Below are 15,998 nucleotides of genomic sequence, written 5' to 3' on the forward strand. Positions count from 1 at the left end.
CTGTCTGTTTACTCGTCGTTCGCCCACTCGACCTGCACGCCCAGGCTGCGCAGGTTTTCGACAAAGCGCGGGTGCGCCCGGCGGATCGGCGTGGCGTTGCGGATCTCGGAACGGCCCTTGATGCTGCTGGCCACCATGAACAGCGCGATCGCCACGCGGATGATGTAGGGGCTTTCGACCACGCCCGGCGTCAGCGGATTGCCGCCGAAGGTCACCACGCGGTGCGGGTCCGACGAGAACACATGCGCCCCGAACTTGGACAGTTCGCCCGTCCAGCCCAGCGCGCCGTCGTAGACCTTGTTCCAGAACATCGCATTGCCCTCGGCGCATACGCCCAGCGCAATGAAGATCGGCAGCAGGTCCACCGGAAAGTACGGCCAGGGCGCCGCTTCCACCTTGGTCAGCACGTTGCTGGTGAACGGCGTCTGCACCTTCAGCGGTCCATCGCGCAGCGCACGTGACCAGCCATCCTTGTGTTCGATCCGCACGCCGAACTTGGCGAACGTGCGGTCGATCAGCGGGAAGTTGCCCGGCGTGCGGTTGCGCACGACCACGTCGCCGCCGGTGATCGCGCCCAGCGCGAGGAACGTGGTGATTTCGTGGAAGTCCTCTTCGAACGTGAACTCGCCGCCGCCCAGGCGCTTGCCGCCGCGCACCACCAGCCGCGACGTGCCGATGCCGTCGATGTCGGCGCCCATCATGGCCATGAAGCGGCAGAACTCCTGCACGTGCGGCTCGGAGGCCGCATTCGTCAGCGACGACTCGCCTTCGGCGGCAGCGGCGCACAGCACGAAATTCTCGGTCGTGGTCACCGACGCGTAGTCCAGCCAATGATGCGTGGGCTTGAGCGGACCGCCCGCGCGCACCAGCAGCGATCCGCTGGCGCGCTCCACCTCGCCGCCGAACGAGCGGAAGATATCCACGTGCGGATCGATTTCGCGCACTCCCAGCGTGCATCCCTTGACGTTGTCTTCCAGCCGCGCCACGCCAAAGCGGGCCAGGAGCGGCGGCACCAGCATGATCGACGAACGCATCTCCTCCGGCAGCCGGTGCGCCGCCGCGTCGAACACGGTGTTCTTGTGATGCAGTTCCAGCGTGCGCGTCGCATCGTCCAACCGCACGTCGCTGCCCAACGTGCGGAAGATATCCAGGATCTTGCGCACGTCGGTGATGTCCGGCACCCCGTGCAGCCGCAACGGCTGGTCGGTCAGCAGCGTGGCGCACAGGATCGGCAGCACCGCGTTCTTGTTGGCCGAGGGGACGACGCGGCCGCGCAAGGGCGTGCCGCCGTGGACGATGAGGTTGGACATGGGGATGGGACAGCCGGGAAAGAAATAGGGGAGAGCGCGGGGATTGTACCGGGGTCCTTCAAGGGGTCATTTTGACGAAAGGCGGCTAAACGTTTCAGACTGCAATGTTCTAACGCAGATGCCGTTCTAATTCTGGTCACCGTCTACCGGTGCGCGTCCCACCATCGTCAAATGAAATCGCTGCCGCAGCCGAAACCCCAGGCGCTCATACAACGCAATCGCACCGGCGTTCTGGCCAAGCACGTGCAGGAACGGCGATTGGCCCTGCCGCCAGATCAGCGCTTGCAGGTTTTGCACCAGCCGTTGGGCCAGTCCCTTGCCACGCCATTGCTCGTCGACACAGACGGCGCTGATCTCGATGTGGCCGGCCGGGCGCATCCGTTCGCCCGCCATCGCGACGAGGCGGCCTTGCCATCGAATTCCGATGTAGCGGCCCATCTCGTGGGTGCGCGGGCAGAACGGACCCGGCTTGGTTTTGGCGGCCAGCGCCTGCATCTCGGCAGCATCGGCCGCGGTGAGCGCGACCATGTCGGCGGTGTCGTCGACACAGAGCCCGCGCCGCGTCGCAACCATCTGATGGATCACGCCAACCGGATTGGCGCGCAGCCGGGCGGGGGGCCTGAGCGGGTCGAACGAAAGCAGCGCCACCTGCTCGCCCGGCGGCAAAAGCTGTGCAAGCGCCGCCCATGCCTCGGGTGAGTCATCGGACGCCATCGCGGCAAACGGCGCGACATTTGGGTGATAGCGGCGGGCAAGGTGCTCGCCGGTGCTCAGATGCGCCTGCTCCGTGACGAGGGCCGTCCAGATCGGGTTGTCCAGACTGTGTGCTTGTTGGTCCATGCGGGCTCCCATTGATCCGCGCCAAGGGCGCGTGGGGCCAATGTAGACAGGAACGGGGCGCCGTTCTATGGTCGCAAATGACATTTTTGGAGTTGTTTCCGCCATGAAGATTTCCGTGCTGGCGCTGGAGGGCTGCTTCGACACAGGGCTGTCGGCCATCCTGGACGCATTCACGACGGCCAACGAGCTGGCCGACCTCCAACAGCCCGGCGAAGGGCCGCGGTTTGACATCGACATCATCGGTGTGCGGCGCGAGGTGCGCACGGGTCTAGGCATGCGCGTTCCGGTCAAGCCTGTCAGCGCAATGGGCAATCCCGATTGGGTCGTGCTGCCAGCCATCGCCACCAAGATGCCGGAGCAACTGCTGCCGGCGCTGGAGCGCCGGGACGTCAAGGACGCGCAAGGGGTGCTGCGGGATTCCCATACTGGTGGCGCCAGAATCGCGGCAGCGTGTATTGGCACCTTCGTGCTGGCCGAATCCGGGTTGCTCGATGGACACGAGGCTACGACGTCATGGTGGCTGGCGCCGCTGTTTCGCCAGCGGTATCCGGAAATTGAACTGGACAGCGCACGCATGATGGTGCCGTCCGGCAGCTTCACGACCGCGGGCGCGGCAATGGGTCATCTGGATCTGGCCCTGTGGCTGGTGGGCCAGGCCAGTCCGGCGCTGGCCGCCGTGGTCGTGCGTTATCTGCTCGTGGACGCGCGGCCGTCGCAGGCGCCGTACATGATCCCCGATCACCTCGCGCGCGCCGACCCGCTGGTCGAGCGTTTCGAGCGTTGGGCCCGCCAACGATTGGCGCAGGGGTTCTCTGTGGCCGACGCCGCGGACGCGCTTGCGACCAGTACCCGCACGTTGCAACGCCGTATCGAGGCGGTGCTGGGCAAGTCGCCGCTGTCTTACTTCCAGGACTTGCGCGTCGAGCGGGCGGTCCATCTGCTGCGAACCAGCCACCTGAACATCGATGCGATTGCCACAGAGGTGGGCTATGAGGACGGCGCGACATTGCGGACGTTGCTGCGCCGCAAGCTGGGTAGAGGGGTGAAAGAGTTACGGCTTACGCGGGCTTATCCCGATTCTTGCGAATCAGCACCGCGCCGCCGATCGTCAGCAACAAGCCGCCGCCCAGATACGGCAGGCCAAAGATGAGCAGGAAGAAGAACAGCGCGGTGTTTGCATCCCGCGCGTCCGCGCCGCCGCCGGTGTGCATGGCCGGGTCCATCTGCAATAGCGCAATCGGCACGGTCAGCAGCAGCGTCACGCCTAGAGCAAGGCAGCCCCAGCCGATCAGCCGGCGCAAATTCCCGATCCGCGCCAGCAATACGGCGGCAATCACCGCGATCACCGCGTAAAGCACGGCGCTGGCGATCTGCATCCGCTGCAGCGCGGTGTCGTCCAGCGGCACGTAGGTGCCGCCGGCGGGCTGGTTCAGGCCGAACAGGGCTTGCAGCAGCGGATTGGTGACGCCAAAACTGGCGCTGCCGATCAGCAGACCCAGGACAATGCTGGCCAGCCATTTGATCGCGGTCGGGGGCATGGGGGCGGCGGGTCGCTTCTTGTGGATCAGTAGTAGATGTCGACGTAATCGGTCAGGCCGCCGCACGCTTCCATCTGCTGCAGACGCCAGTATTTGCGCTTGCCGGTCGCCTTGAATTCGTAGTCGCCGGTACGCTCGCAGCGGCGGCCTTTGTCGGGCGCGTCCAGGATCAGGATCGTGCCGCGCAGCACGAAGCTGTCGCGGCCAATGGAGACGACCTCGCCTTTGACCTTCAAGGTGCCTTCATGGTTGGCCTGCGTGCCGTCAAGACGCACCACATCGTTGTCGTCGATCGCGTTCATCTTGCCGCGCTTGGCGGACCACAGCCATTGCAGCGTCACGCCGCTGTTGTTCAGCAACCGCTCGTAAGCGGCCTGGTCGTTGATCTGTGTTTTTTGCACCGGCGCAAGGGCGCCACCGGCGGGGGCCTGTTGCGCGGGCGCTTGACGGGCGGGCGCCTGTTGAACCTGGGGTTGCGCAGCGGGGGCCTGCTGCGGCGCCGGCGCCTGGCTGCCCGAATTGGCGCGCGGAGGCAGGATGGCCGCGCCGGGATCCTTCTGCGCGAAGGCGGGAGCGGCGGCTGCGAAGGCCAGTCCCAGAGCAAGAAGCAGATTACCGGACTTGCGTTTGATTCCCGAGGCGCGGGCAACGTGAGTGTGCATGGTCTGTATCAAGAGAGGAAAGGGATGTGCCGTACAAACCTGACCCCGATTACGGCACGGGCGCCAACTTATCACGCCCGTGCGCGCAAATAATTGCGGTGTTTAGCGTGTCTGTATCCATTCGTTAAGCGGAAAACAGAATGCTTCACCGTCTCGCCTGTGCAAACCCATCAGGCTCGGCGCCGCACGTTTTCTTCGTGGAGCAATCGCACGGGTTCCACGAATTCCGGGACCGGCCCCTCCGCCTCGATCCCGCTGACCACCTCGGCGATGGGCAGGGACCGCACGGGCGAGGGCGGCACGCCCCATTCGCGCATCCATTCGGCGTACTGGGCGGACGACACGGCGTACACGATCCGGCCGAGTCCCACCCAGCCGTGCGCCGCCGAACACATGGCGCAATGCTCGCCGGACGTGTACACCGTGCAGGCCGCGCGGTCCGCGGGCGGCACGTTGTTCGCCGCCCAGCGCGCGATCTCGAATTCCGGATGCTGCGTGCGGTCGCCGCTGGAGACATGGTTATGGTCTTCAAACAGCACCCGTCCGTCGCCCGACACCAGCACCGACCCAAACGGCTGGTCTCCCGCATCGAGCGCCTGCCGGGCCAGCTCGACGCAGCGTGAAAGGTGCTTCTTGTCCTCTGCGGTAATCACGCGTGATCTCCTTGTAAAGATTGAGCCGGCGCGCGATGTGCGCACCGGCCGTTTTGTCCTACAGCAGCAGCGGCGAAATCTTGCTGCCGTCCACCGAGACGCCCGCCATCAGGCCACCGTTGTTCATCACGAACCCCACGATGGGCTGCTGCGCGGTATAGGAATCGATGCTGCCGTTCACGCCCACGTTGGCCACGGCGACGGTGGCGTCCGCGCCGATGGTCCAGCCGCTGCTGGCGCGGAATTTCGCCAGCGCGTCGTCCGTCATGAAGAGCAGCACCATCGCCTTGGACTGCGCGCCCGCCTGAAAGCCGATGGAGCCACCCGTGATGCTGTAGTAGCCCTTGTCCTGCCCGCCGACCTGCAGCACGCCGGAGCCATGCTGGGCGCCGACGATGAAGCTGGCGCTCAACACAGCCGGAAACACCAGCACGCCGCGGGCACGTTCCACCAACTGCTTGGACTGCGGCGCGGACTCATAGAGCTTGGACAGCGTCGCCGCCGCAGCGGTATCCAACTCCTGACGCTTTTCAGCGGCGGTTGCCGTGGCGCGCGAGTCTGTCGTGGTGCAGCCCGCAAAGAGCAGCCCGGCCATGCCGAATGTGATGGCCGCCACGGCGGTTCTGCGGAATTTTGAATTGATATCAAGCATTTGCGCTTCCTTTTTGTAGGGGACCACGGTGCACTTCGAATCATCTCCTGGCTGGAGATTACTCCGGCTTGCGGGTGCAGGCGATGGGGTTGATCTTGCGAGGACAAAAATGTCCGCTTGTTAGGAAAGCCGCCTCGGGTGCTCGCGCGCTCAAGGCGAGCGAATCAAAAATCGTTGCTGTGGCCGCTGCGGTATTTGTGCGGCCAGGATGGTGTTCTCCCGCGCGCGACAAGCGGCCAGAGCGGTCAAGTCATCCATCGAATTGACCTGATGGGTTCGGGCAAGGTGCTGAAAGCGCCGAATCTCCGCTGACGAGCAGGCGCGATGCGCGTCCCGCAGCAGGCCATTGGCTTGCAACAGCCGCAGGTTTTCCGGGTGGATCAACGCCAGCAGGCTTTCCACCTTGCCGATTTTTTCTCGAAGGTGCTGTAGGGCATCCGGTTCGCTCAACACGCCGTATCGCTTCCATGCCGGTTCATGGTGGAAAAGGCGGTTGCGGAAGTCACGCAAGGTCGCGACCAGATCATGCGCATGGGCCAGCATCGCTGCGGCGCGATGCACCGGCCACGGGCCGCGGAATACCGCCGACAAGTGCTTGGGCCAGATCATTCCGCGGCCCATGAACTCCGCGTCCAGCAAAAACTCCCAGGTCGAGAATTCCGTCTTCGCAATAATGCCGTGATGTTGCGGCATTACGTTGCCGCGCACGGCGTGGCGGCGGCGCTGTTCGGCAGCATGGCTGCGAGTCGCTTTGGCGAAGTTTTCGCGCACCGCCTGCACTGGATGCGGCGCGTCGGCGCCGGGCGCGAATGTGCGGTACCGCAGCTTGCCACCCGCCCACCAGAACCGGCCCATGTCGGCGACGAGCGCTTGGTCGATCGCGTTGCGCAAGGTGATTTCCACGGCGGCCATCAGAGGGTAAAGCGCGCCGCAGACGAAGCCGTTCCATAAGTACACGCCCATCAGTTCCACATCGTTGCCGGGAAGAAATACGTTCTGATAGCTGCTGATGCGCTCGTTGCTGATGAGCGCTTCGATCAGAAGGGGACGGTATTGCAGTGTTTGGGGCATGTTGCCGCGCCTTGAATGGAAAAACTGCCGCCGTGGTTTGACCGTGCCCGACGGGAAAGCATAGAATCCCCTCAAGGTTGGTGATGGCTTCCAATGGGCGCAAGCCTACGACCCATCATTTAAGACCTGATCCCACCCCGGCCTTGAGCCGGGGCTTTTATTTGCGGGTCCCCGATGCCTGTGGTCAGCTGAATCCCGGTGGCTCGAGACCGAAGCTCTCCACGGTTAACATCGCGCCATGCTATTCATCATCTTTCTCTGGATCGCGCTGGCCATCGTGGTCGGTTTCATGGCGCGTAAGCGTGGCCGCAATGGGGTGGGGTGGACGGTGCTGGCTTGTCTGATCAGTCCGCCGGTGGCGGCCGTTTTTCTGGCAAACATCGCCAATCGTTCGCCGCTGGCCGGCCAGCCGATTCTGTCATCGCATGTCGATTGCCTGCACTGCGGCAAGCCCATCCTGCGCGAGGCGCGCGTGTGCCGGCATTGCGGCGGCGACGTGACGGAAAGCGGGCTTGCGCCGGTGCGTCAGGCAATGCCTGTCGGGTACTGGTTCGATCTTCCCGATCCCGCCTTCAAGCTGATTCGATCCGCGGACCGCGTGTCGCTCGTCAAGCCCGTTCCGCCATGGATCGTGGTGGACCAGACGCTTGACTCCATCGTCATCGGAAGCCGCTGGCCGGGCCGGCTGTGGCGCGTGCGGGTCGAAAAGCAGGGCGACATGTCCGATCTGGTCGCCCAACCCGGCTATTGGCGCGCCAGTGCGATCGCTTTGCTGGAAGAATTGCCGCTCTCCGCCCTGTTCGGGCCGACTGGCGAGGGCGTGCTGGAGATCGTTGAGCTGATCGGGACGTTGTCGCGCAGCCAGGCGCAGGCGTTGGCGGACAACCTGCCTGAAGACGCCTGGCGGGCGTACAGCCGGGCCTGGATGCGTTGGTCCCAACAGGGTGGCGAGCCAACCTCGAACGGCGAGGACGACTGGCGCGGCACGCTGGCCGCCGCGCGGCGGGACGACAAGGCGCGTTCGCCGGTCCATGCCGGCTTTCTGCTGATCCATGACCAACTGCGCAAGCGCGCCGAACAAGTGGATGGCGGCGGCGCCTTCATCCTGGTCGAGGAAGATGGCGAGACCGAACAGGTGTTGAACCCGTTGTGGCAAGCCGCTTGCGATGCGTTGCTGTTTGCCGCCATGGCGCGGGGGGCGCCGAAGTACGTGACCGAAGCAGACGCGCTGACCTTGACGCAGGCCTGGACCCGCGTTCTGGATGGGGCCAGCCAGCGCGCCTGAGCGTCACCACATTGCTTCGTTCAGGATCTTTCGGGCCCGCCTGAAGGTAATCACCGCCGCCCAGCCAGCCAGCACCAACGCGATCCAACCGTTCATGTTGAATTGCACTTTGCGCGAATGGCTTTCGTCATGGATCTGCTTGGCATCGACCAGCGTTTCGCCGTTCTTGCGCACGCCATAGACCCGCACGGGAATGGCCATGTTGTATTGGCGCGCAATCGTGCCGTCGGTAAGCTGCTGTTGGTCTTCAAGCACCATGAATTCGACGTGCTCGCCCTCGGTGTACCGGACGTTGTAGGTCGCCTTGAAGAACTTGAACACCATGTAGGGATAGTTGCCCGAATAGACGCAAGGCACGGTGTAACGCTCCAACCGTCCGCGTATGCGCGCCTGGGCATCGCAGCTGGCGACCTTGTCGACACGAAGCTGGATCGTGTTCAGCTTGGCGGGGTCATAGGGCAGGCGGATGTCTTTTGCCGCATTGAAGCAGTAGATGGCAATGCCCAGGAGCACAAGTGCGGCAATCGCGGGAATGCGGCAAGGCTGGAAGGCGCTTTTCCAGTCAGCCAGTTCACCCGGCATGCAGGCTGACTCGGAAACGATGGCGACGATTGCGGGAACTAGTATCGATGTTCATGAGGCGCGCTGCGGAACTTGCCAGCGCGTATCTTAAAACAGCCGCTTGCCGCGACGCAGGCTACTTCGGGTCGCAGTGATTGCGAAACGCCTTTTCGCCCGCGTCGGACACCTCGACCCATTTCTGGTCTGGCGGCGCGTCCGGTGCGTAGCTGTCGTGCCAGTTCCACCATTTGTAGGGCGGCGTCTGCGGATAGCCGGCCGGAGAATCCTCCCAGGTTTCCTGTCGCCCCAGCGGCGTGATGTCCAGGTAGTTCCACGTGCCGCCCATCTGCTCGTCGCCCCGGTTGTTCAGGAAGTACGTGCGATAGATGCGGTCGCCGTCGCGAAAGAACACGTTGGTGCCGTGCCATTCGTCCACGCCGAAATCGGCGTCGAAACTGTCGGTCAGCGTGAACCACGGCATCGTCCAGCCCATGCGCGCCTTCAGCCGGTCGATGTCCGCCTGCGGCGCGCGCGACACGAAGACCAGCGTCGTGTCGCGGGCATTCAGGTGCGAAAGGTGGGCCACCTGGTCCGCCACCATCGAGCAGCCGCGGCACGCATGATCCGGCCATCCGAACACCCCCGGCTCGTGAAACGCGCGATAGACGATGAGCTGCCGGCGGCCGTCGAACAGGTCGCGCAGCGTCACCTTGCCCGTCGGGCCTTCAAAAACATATTCCTTGTCCACCGGCGTCCAGGGCATGCGGCGGCGCTCCGCAGCGAGCGCGTCGCGGGCGCGGGTGTGGGCCTTTTCCTTGATGAGCAGTTGCTGGCGGGCGGCTTCCCAGTCTTTGCCGGAAACGACCGGGGGCGTCAGCATGGCGGGGCGGGCGCCATTGCCGGGGGATTCGGGGGGCGTGGTCATGACTGGATCCTCCTGAGGGGTTCGGTGCCAAAGGCGCCAGGCGAGCGGCGCGGGTACGGGAATAGTGTGGCACCGGGAGGCGGCGGCCAGGAGTAACAAATCTGGCGCGTGTCTGGCGGCTCAGGCGGTAAGCAGCACGGCCTCTCGCGGCATGGCCTGTGCAGTCCACCCCCGCAGGCTTTCACGCAACAGCGTTACGGCGGCCTGACCGCTTTCGTTCAGACGGTGCGCCGCGTACAAGCCGAATTGCGCGGTCAGCGGCAGCGCGCCTTCGTCCCCGATGGAAATCACGCGCATGGTGTCGGGCCGCAGGCACTCGGTCGTCAGCAAGGCCACGCCCAGGCCGTTCTCGACGGCGGCGATCGTGGCGCCCACGTTGTGGCTGGTCAGCGACACCCGGAAATCGCGCCCCGACGCCGTCAGCGCATCGAACGCCAGCCGGCGCCATGAGCACGGCTCGGCGTACACGATCACGTCAAGCGGCTGGTCCGGGTCCAGGGTTTCGTCGATCCCGCAGGCCCAGTGCAAATCCACCGTCCACGTATCGATGGGTTCTTCGGTGAATCCCACGCAGGCGCCCACGGCCACGTCCAGCGTGCCGTCCTGCCAGCGCGCGGCCAGCCGCTCGCCGTCGTCGATGACAACCTCCAGATGCAGGTTGGGGCACGCGCGCCGCAGCCGCCCCAGCGCCGCCGGCAACGCGGCCACCGCCACGTCCTCGGACAGCCCGATGCGCACGCTGCCCGCCACCGCCCGTTCGCGCAGCCGCGCCGCGGCCGCCTCGCCCAGCGCAAGGATCCGGTTGGCGTAGCTCAGCAGCAACTCGCCCTCGGTGGTGGGGGCCATGCCGCGGCCGGTGCGATGCAGCAGCCGCTTGCCGACCATGTCCTCCAGCCGGCGGATCTGCGTGCTAAGCGCCGACTGCGCGCGGCCCGACATTTCGGCTGCGCGGCTCAGGCTGCCGTATCGGCAGACCGCGACAAAGGTGCGGAGCAGGGCGGGGTCGAAGTCGGCTGACATTATCAATCCATGAAATCTGGTTTACGAGCTATCAGTCTATCTGTAACTCTGCGGTGTACCTAGGATGACCCTTGTCGCGAAATGTCCGACTCAACTCAAGGAGCCATCCATGACACACCCCCAGAATCTGCGCGTCGTTCTCGCATCCCGGCCGGTTGGCCGCCCCAAGGCCACTGATTTCCGCGTCGAGCGCGCGCCCATTCCCGAACCGGCCGACGGCCAGGTGCTGCTGGAAGTCCAGACCCTGTCGCTGGACCCATACATGCGCTGGCGCGTCAGCGACGAAAAATCCTACGCCGAGCCCATGCAAATCGGAGACGTCATGGTCGGCGGCACCGTTGCCCGGGTAAAGACGTCCCGCCATCCCGACTGGCGTGAGGGCGACATCGTGCTGTCGTCTGCCGGCTGGCAACGCTACGCGCTGTCCGACGGCAGCGGTCTGCGCCGCCTTGATCCGGAGATTGCGCCGCCGTCGACGGCGCTGGGCGTGCTGGGCATGCCCGGCCTCACGGCGTACGTCGGGCTGCTCAACATCGGCCAGCCCAAACCGGGCGAAACCGTGGTCGTTGCGGCTGCTAGCGGCGCCGTGGGCTCGGTGGTTGGCCAGATCGCGCGGATCAAGGGCGCGCGCGTCGTGGGCATCGCGGGCGGGCCCGAAAAGTGCGCGTTCGTCAAAGAGGAACTGGGCTTTGACGTGGTCGTGGATCACCACGCGCCCGACTTTGCGCAGAAGCTGGTCGAGGCCTGCCCCGACGGCATCGACGTCTACTTCGAAAACGTCAGCGGCCATGTGTGGGACGCCGTGCTTCCGCTGCTGAACGATTTTGCCCGGGTGCCGGTGTGCGGCCTGATCGCCAACTACAACGATAGCCCCGCGGACCGCCGCGGCCCGGACCGCCTGCCCGCCACCATGCGCGAGATCCTGTCGCGCCGCATCACGATGCAAGGGTTTATCGTGTTCGATTTTCCGAAGGAACAGGAAGACGAATTCCTGCGCGTGGCAGGGCAGTGGATCCGCGAAGGCAAGCTGCGCTGGCGTGAGGATGTTGTCGACGGGCTGGAACAGGCGCCCGAAGCGCTGATCGGTCTGCTTGAAGGAAAGAACTTCGGGAAGCTGGTGGTGCGGGTGGGTGACTGACCCGCGGCGCGTGGCGCGGGTGCCGGGGGGGTTTACTGGCCGATGGTGCGCGCCTTGCTGCGCCGCGCCCTGGGTTTGGGCGCCACCCCCATCCGCGGATCCCGCGCCAGCGCCAACGCCGCCAGCGTGGCCGCGGTCGATTCGAAGGATTCGCTCGACTGCGGCAGATACAGCCACTTGCCCAGCACCGGATGCGGCAGCAGCTCGGGAATGTCCGCCAGCAGCGCCGCGTGGCGGTCCTGCGACGTGCTGACCATCACCCCGTTCCAGGGATCGTCGCGGTCGGCGACGATCAGATACAGCAAGCCGTCCAGGTAGGCCGCGTCGGCGCCGAACATCTTGCGATGCATGTAGCCGGCGTCGCGCGCCAAGGGCTCCAGGATCCAGAGCAGCGAATTGGTTTTCGCGGCGCGCTGCTTGCGGGGTGGGGCGAAGGGATCGGGTGGGGTGCGCATGAAGGGAAACCGGGCGGGCTGGGCACGGGAAATATGCCACAGCCGCTATTGCTCGAACAAGGGCGCCAAAGGCATCAGCGGGCCATATTTCTTCAGTTTTTCCCAGTTCTCGGCAGCCTGGCGCAGCTCCTCGTTCTTGCGCGCTTCCTCCAGGATTTCATCGATGCGCGGCGCCAGCGCCACGGACAGGTCGATGATGTCGTAGGCGGTATAACCGCGCTCCCAGCGCGCACGCAGGGTCACATCGTCGCCTTTGGCGCGCATGGCGCGCGTGCCTTCCTTCAGCATCGCCTTGCGTTGATCGGCATTAAGCCGCTCGGCAAACGAAATGCCCGCCACCAGCCCTTGCACCACCCCTTTCTCTCGATACCCGGTGGTGGCTGCCACCTCGCTCGCGACGCTGCGGCTGATGACTTTCGGCGCCAGGTTCTCGCGTATCCAGCTGCGGCTCAACCGCAGCAACCCGGCTGCCAGACCATGGCCAAAGCCCGTGCGCATCCCTTCCGCGCGCGCCGCTTCCTGCGCCTCGGCATACGTCATAGCGAACTGCACCATCAGCATGATCGCGTCCTGCGGCCCTGGCATCAGGAAGTCGGCGACCCAGCCCGCGGCGCTGCCGATCTTGCCGAGCGCCGAAGCGGTACGGCCCGAAACCTTCAGAAGTGAACCGGCTTCCTCGGCCACGACCGTACTGGCGGCGGTGGCGGGCACCGCGGTGGGCGCCTTTCCATACCGCGCTTCCAATTCCGCCATGCGGGGCGGTCCCGAGCCGACCTTCGGCGCTTCGCCGGGCACGCGAGGCTTGGTGGCGGGCTGTTCGACAGGCAGTTGCGGCAAGGACGATTTGGGGCGAGGCCGCACGGCGGTTTCGGGATGCTGGATGAACTTTTCGTCGGGCAATCCGGCCTGCACAGCGGGCTCACGCATGCTGGACAACGACCGGTAGTGACCCGATCCGTCGTTCCAGGATTTGACCTTGCCCGCCTCGAATTCCACCTGTCCCGCCCAATTTACGCGCCCGCCGCGCGCCGCCTCGGTGTGGCCTAGCGGGTTCATCGTGTTCTTGGCTTTGACCGCGTAGATTTCGCCGTCCTTGATGACAAAGTCATAATTTCCACGCGCCGTCCTGCCGTATTTTCCGCCGACCTCGCGCCAGGTGCCGTTTACGTTCTGCAGCTTGATGACGTTGCGCGACGACCCGAACGCGGGCGCGTCCCGCGGCAGATTGCCGTACGTCGGCCCGCTGGGCTCGCGCTGCAACAGGCGAGGGCCGTGCGCGCTGATCGACGACTGCTGGACCACATGCGCGAGTTCGTGCGCCAACAGCGCTTGGCCCGCGGCGGTGCCGGGCGCGTACTCGCCTGGTCCTAGGACGATGTGATGGCCGACGGTGAATGCGCGGGCTTGGACGGCGCGGGCTGATGCGCCAGCCCGCGCGTCCGAATGCAGCCGGACGTTGCTGAAATCTTTCTGGAATCGCGGCTCCATGAATGCGCGGGTATCGGCGTCGAGGGGATGGCCGCCGGCCGCCAGCACGTTGGCAAGCGGCAACGGGTCGGTCATCGATGCCGCGTTGCGCGCGTCGACGGGGTGCAGGGGGATCGGCGAAAAGCCCTGCGCGGGGTCGAGCCGTGGGAAGCGCATCACCTGTTCGGACGCCCGCTGCGCTTCCTGCTCCGATGCATCGCCTGACCGTGACATGGCAAGGCGGGCATCGGGGGGATGCGCCGCTGCGGTTCGTGCGCGCCGTTCGGCCGGTGCGGGGTGAAAAGCCGCTTTGGGCTTCTGTACGAAAGCGCGCATGAGGTCGCTCCTTTCGTTCGGCCTGTCGAAAGCCGGGAATTCAACATGCGGTGTTGGGCCCGGCAGGGGGGTGCGATCTCAGGCGGGCAACGCGGATTATTGTGCGCCTTTTTCAGGGCGCGCGCACCCACCTGCAAACAGGAGAGCGCAAGAACCGGATAGCCGCTGCGGCGCACGGTTCCGACAATGGCGGCACGCTATTCACTCAGGACAAACATCATGCCCCTCTTGCAAGGAAAGGTCGCCCTAATCACCGGCGCATCGTCCGGCATCGGCCGCGCCGCCGCATTGCTATTCAGTGCCGAAGGTGCCGACGTCGTGCTCAATGCCCGAGGCGAGGCGGCCCTGGACGCCGTGGCCGCCAGCATCCGCGACCGGGGCGGGCGGGTGCGTACCGTCGCGGGCGACGCCAGCCAGCCCGACACGCACGCGCGGTTGATTGCCGAGGCGAATGACGCCTTCGGCGGCCTGGACATCGCCTTCAACAACGCCGGCGCCACCGGCCCGATCGGCCCGCTGGCCGACATCAGCTTTGCCGATTGGCAAGCCACGATCGCCGTGAATCTCACCGCTGCCTTTCTGGGCAGCGCCCATCAGATCCCCGCCATGCTGGCCCGAGGTGGTGGCGCCATCATCTTCACGTCCAGCTTCGTGGGCACCAGCGCCGGATTGCCCGGCATGGCGGCGTACGGCGCGGCCAAGGCGGGGCTGATGGGGCTGGTCAACGGCATCGCCGCGGACTACGGCGGCAAAGGCATCCGGGCAAATGCGCTGATGCCGGGCGGTGTGGACACGGCGATGGCCGGAGACGCCGCGCAGAAGGAGTGGGCGGCGGGATTGCACGCCATGAAGCGGATTGCGCGGCCAGAAGAAATTGCGTCGGCCGCCTTGTTCCTGGCCAGCCCGATGGCAAGCTTCGTCACCGGCTCCGCGCTGTTTGCCGACGGGGGAAACGCGGCGGTGAAATGATGACAAACACGCCGTGGCGCCGGGCAGTTTCTGTAATACTGCGGCTTCGTCGCTTTGGCGTGAATCGGTCCTCATCCGGTTTCGCGCCATCCCTCCCAGCGCCTGGATGACCGGTCATGTCTGAACACCATCAATTTATCTTCCCCCGCGATTTCCATCTGGCGGCGCCGGATTGGCCCGCCCTGCAAGCGCGGCTGCTGGAAGGCGGTTACGTCCTGCCCGCGCAAGGCGACGGCATTCCCTACAGCGCCAGCCGCGACAGCTTCGACGAAGCCGACGCGGCTTGGCATAGCGTCCAGTATTGTCTCGGTCCGGCGGCCCGGCCCTACCTCAGCGCCGTGGTCAGGGACGATTACGACGCCGATCCCCGGAACTTCCCGGTCCTGCTGCTGGCGTTTGACGGCGCGAACCCGCGCGTCATGGTCGGCGAGAATCTATGCGCACCCAGCCCCCCGGGATCGAACGAACCCGCCTCTCCCATGCCGGCCGACTCGCATGTGGACTTCATCGGCCAAGCCTACGAGAACCCGGCCGCGCAATGGCACTGCGAACAGAGCGGACGCAGCTACCGAATTCTTGAGCTGGACTGGCACTACAGCCTGGCCATGGGGTTTCGAATGGTGCGCTGTGAAGGGCTGGACCGGGAAAGCGCGCAAGGCCTGGCGCGGTTGATTGGCGAGCTGACAGGGCAGGTGATGGGCTGCAGTCATCGGCATCTTTGATGGCGAATCGCCGCGCCGTTAACCTGCCTGCGGCCAGAGACAATTCGATACGCAACGTGTTGCGGACCCTCGTTTCTTCGTCCATGCTGAACGGCATTGCTGCGCCGGACCCACCGGCGCTACAGACCCATTCAAGGAGCGATATGTCGATTCAAACGTTAGGCCGTTGCAGTGTCTTGTTGTTTCTTGCTGCGTTGAATGCCGGCTGTTCCTCGGTCGTTGGCGAGTGCGGAATGCTGCGCAGCAGCTGCATGTACGAAGGTCAGTACGAGTCAGGCGAGGAAGGCTACGCGGAAGACGAAGCGAAGCGCTTGAACAAGGAGTCGACGGATCGGCTGCGCCGAAGCTCGGGCGATTGATTGGAAGCGATTGATTGGCAGGCGGTTGACGGGCA

Annotated in this window: 18 protein-coding genes; 6 read left to right on the forward strand and 12 right to left on the reverse strand. The window is 65.2% G+C overall.

Going from position 1 to position 15,998, the window contains the following annotated elements; translation table 11 throughout:
• Nucleotides 1–8 precede the first annotated feature (8 nt).
• Together ASD87_RS06870 and ASD87_RS06875 are read right to left on the reverse strand one after the other, a co-directional pair.
• Nucleotides 9–1,310 carry a UDP-N-acetylglucosamine 1-carboxyvinyltransferase gene (locus ASD87_RS06870; protein WP_056319089.1) on the reverse strand — a complete coding sequence of 434 codons (1,302 nt, stop codon included), beginning with the start codon at nucleotides 1,308–1,310 and terminating at the stop codon, nucleotides 9–11.
• A 126-nt stretch (nucleotides 1,311–1,436) separates the two neighbouring features.
• Nucleotides 1,437–2,150, reverse strand: a complete 714-nt coding sequence (locus ASD87_RS06875; protein ID WP_056319093.1) for a GNAT family N-acetyltransferase — start codon at nucleotides 2,148–2,150, stop codon at nucleotides 1,437–1,439.
• 103 nt (nucleotides 2,151–2,253) lie between these two features.
• Between ASD87_RS06875 and ASD87_RS06880 the strand changes: the two genes are divergently transcribed.
• Nucleotides 2,254–3,300 carry a GlxA family transcriptional regulator gene (locus ASD87_RS06880; protein WP_082586216.1) on the forward strand — a complete coding sequence of 349 codons (1,047 nt, stop codon included), beginning with the start codon at nucleotides 2,254–2,256 and terminating at the stop codon, nucleotides 3,298–3,300.
• On the opposite strand, the gene ASD87_RS06885 is transcribed toward ASD87_RS06880, so the two are convergent.
• The 5 genes from ASD87_RS06885 to ASD87_RS06905 all read right to left on the reverse strand — a co-directional run bounded on the left by ASD87_RS06885 (nucleotide 3,209) and on the right by ASD87_RS06905 (nucleotide 6,726).
• Nucleotides 3,209–3,688, reverse strand: a complete 480-nt coding sequence (locus ASD87_RS06885) for a hypothetical protein (protein WP_056319096.1) — start codon at nucleotides 3,686–3,688, stop codon at nucleotides 3,209–3,211. The genes ASD87_RS06880 and ASD87_RS06885 overlap by 92 nt on opposite strands.
• Nucleotides 3,689–3,714: 26 nt before the next feature.
• Nucleotides 3,715–4,350 carry a hypothetical protein gene (locus ASD87_RS06890; protein WP_056319098.1) on the reverse strand — a complete coding sequence of 212 codons (636 nt, stop codon included), beginning with the start codon at nucleotides 4,348–4,350 and terminating at the stop codon, nucleotides 3,715–3,717.
• Between the two features lie 170 nt (nucleotides 4,351–4,520).
• The gene (locus tag ASD87_RS06895) at nucleotides 4,521–5,003 is read right to left on the reverse strand and encodes a nucleoside deaminase (protein ID WP_056319099.1); all 483 of its coding nucleotides are present in this window, start codon (nucleotides 5,001–5,003) and stop codon (nucleotides 4,521–4,523) included.
• A 58-nt stretch (nucleotides 5,004–5,061) separates the two neighbouring features.
• Nucleotides 5,062–5,655: a YSC84-related protein gene (locus ASD87_RS06900; RefSeq protein ID WP_056319237.1), complete on the reverse strand. Its 594-nt coding sequence runs from the start codon at nucleotides 5,653–5,655 to the stop codon at nucleotides 5,062–5,064.
• Nucleotides 5,656–5,805: 150 nt separating this feature from the next.
• The gene (locus ASD87_RS06905) at nucleotides 5,806–6,726 is read right to left on the reverse strand and encodes a CAAX protease (protein ID WP_056319102.1); all 921 of its coding nucleotides are present in this window, start codon (nucleotides 6,724–6,726) and stop codon (nucleotides 5,806–5,808) included.
• Between the two features lie 238 nt (nucleotides 6,727–6,964).
• On the opposite strand from ASD87_RS06905, the gene ASD87_RS06910 reads away from it, so the two are divergent.
• Nucleotides 6,965–8,011: a hypothetical protein gene (locus ASD87_RS06910; RefSeq protein ID WP_235512637.1), complete on the forward strand. Its 1,047-nt coding sequence runs from the start codon at nucleotides 6,965–6,967 to the stop codon at nucleotides 8,009–8,011.
• A 3-nt stretch (nucleotides 8,012–8,014) separates the two neighbouring features.
• Here ASD87_RS06910 and ASD87_RS06915 read toward each other — a convergent pair whose 3' ends face one another.
• From ASD87_RS06915 to ASD87_RS06925, 3 genes are all read right to left on the reverse strand, one after another.
• Nucleotides 8,015–8,593: a hypothetical protein gene (locus tag ASD87_RS06915; protein ID WP_056319104.1), complete on the reverse strand. Its 579-nt coding sequence runs from the start codon at nucleotides 8,591–8,593 to the stop codon at nucleotides 8,015–8,017.
• 115 nt (nucleotides 8,594–8,708) lie between these two features.
• Nucleotides 8,709–9,497 carry a DUF899 domain-containing protein gene (locus tag ASD87_RS06920; RefSeq protein ID WP_056319106.1) on the reverse strand — a complete coding sequence of 263 codons (789 nt, stop codon included), beginning with the start codon at nucleotides 9,495–9,497 and terminating at the stop codon, nucleotides 8,709–8,711.
• 120 nt (nucleotides 9,498–9,617) lie between these two features.
• Nucleotides 9,618–10,517 (reverse strand): LysR family transcriptional regulator, encoded by a 900-nt coding sequence (locus ASD87_RS06925; RefSeq protein ID WP_056319109.1) that lies wholly within the window; start codon nucleotides 10,515–10,517, stop codon nucleotides 9,618–9,620.
• A 109-nt stretch (nucleotides 10,518–10,626) separates the two neighbouring features.
• Here ASD87_RS06925 and ASD87_RS06930 point away from each other — a divergent pair, with 109 nt between their 5' ends.
• Nucleotides 10,627–11,655 (forward strand): NADP-dependent oxidoreductase, encoded by a 1,029-nt coding sequence (locus tag ASD87_RS06930; RefSeq protein ID WP_056319111.1) that lies wholly within the window; start codon nucleotides 10,627–10,629, stop codon nucleotides 11,653–11,655.
• A 32-nt stretch (nucleotides 11,656–11,687) separates the two neighbouring features.
• On the opposite strand, the gene ASD87_RS06935 is transcribed toward ASD87_RS06930, so the two are convergent.
• A complete protein-coding gene (locus ASD87_RS06935; protein ID WP_056319114.1) occupies nucleotides 11,688–12,110 on the reverse strand; it encodes a hypothetical protein in 423 nt (140 codons plus the stop codon).
• 45 nt (nucleotides 12,111–12,155) lie between these two features.
• Nucleotides 12,156–13,913, reverse strand: coding sequence for a DUF4157 domain-containing protein (locus ASD87_RS06940; RefSeq protein ID WP_056319117.1), 1,758 nt, complete (start codon nucleotides 13,911–13,913; stop codon nucleotides 12,156–12,158).
• A 219-nt stretch (nucleotides 13,914–14,132) separates the two neighbouring features.
• On the opposite strand from ASD87_RS06940, the gene ASD87_RS06945 reads away from it, so the two are divergent.
• The 3 genes from ASD87_RS06945 (at nucleotide 14,133) to ASD87_RS27585 (ending at nucleotide 15,963) form a co-directional block, all read left to right on the forward strand.
• The gene (locus ASD87_RS06945) at nucleotides 14,133–14,882 is read left to right on the forward strand and encodes an SDR family oxidoreductase (RefSeq protein WP_056319119.1); all 750 of its coding nucleotides are present in this window, start codon (nucleotides 14,133–14,135) and stop codon (nucleotides 14,880–14,882) included.
• A 116-nt stretch (nucleotides 14,883–14,998) separates the two neighbouring features.
• Nucleotides 14,999–15,604 carry a hypothetical protein gene (locus ASD87_RS06950; RefSeq protein ID WP_056319122.1) on the forward strand — a complete coding sequence of 202 codons (606 nt, stop codon included), beginning with the start codon at nucleotides 14,999–15,001 and terminating at the stop codon, nucleotides 15,602–15,604.
• A complete protein-coding gene (locus ASD87_RS27585) occupies nucleotides 15,604–15,963 on the forward strand; it encodes a hypothetical protein (protein WP_369818506.1) in 360 nt (119 codons plus the stop codon). Before ASD87_RS06950 ends, ASD87_RS27585 begins: the two co-directional genes overlap by 1 nt.
• Nucleotides 15,964–15,998: the final 35 nt, after the last annotated feature.

This window comes from Achromobacter sp. Root170, assembly GCF_001428165.1.
Classification (GTDB): Bacteria; Pseudomonadota; Gammaproteobacteria; order Burkholderiales; family Burkholderiaceae_B; genus Achromobacter; species Achromobacter mucicolens.